Consider the following 514-nt stretch of genomic DNA (forward strand, 5'->3'; position numbering starts at 1 on the left):
TGTACCGCATCAGCTCCTGCACCTCGTTCATGATCTCGACGAACGAGGGGTCCAGATGGCCGACGAGCGGCGTACTCATCGCCTTCAACACGCGTGGATGAACGTCGCTCGGTCCGGGACCCATGAGCGTTCGGTCCGGTGGTGTCAGCTCACCGACATCAGGTGCTTCCTCGGCGGGTGTCGACAGCTCTGCTGTGTCACTCATACGTTCTCCTACCGAATCGATCATGAAAAACACGGCGGAAGCCGAACCGACGGGTTATTTTTTCCTGGCGATTCGTCGTCACTCGGCGATTCGTCGTCACTCGGCAATTCGTGGAACGGGCCGGGAGGGAGTTGAACCCCCGACCGACGGATTAAGAGTCCGTCGCTCTCCCTAACTGAGCTACCGGCCCCCACGAAATCCTACCGTGGTCATCCTAAAAGGCCTTTTCATTCGACGGATCCATTTTCGTGTCTTTCATCTGACATATAACCAGAATCGGAGCGGATCAGGGACATGAAAAATGGACGC

At 56.6% G+C, this 514-nt stretch carries 1 tRNA gene and 1 pseudogene; both read right to left on the minus strand.

Features of this window, described 5'->3' with window-relative positions:
• Positions 1–205, minus strand: a pseudogene (locus tag JJQ90_RS26745) (hypothetical protein); the annotation flags it as partial.
• Between the two features lie 116 nt (positions 206–321).
• Positions 322–395 (minus strand) — tRNA-Lys (locus JJQ90_RS26750).
• Between the last annotated feature and the right edge of the window lie 119 nt (positions 396–514).

The organism is Falsiroseomonas oleicola (genome assembly GCF_019029495.1).
Lineage (GTDB): Bacteria > Pseudomonadota > Alphaproteobacteria > Acetobacterales > Acetobacteraceae > Falsiroseomonas > Falsiroseomonas oleicola.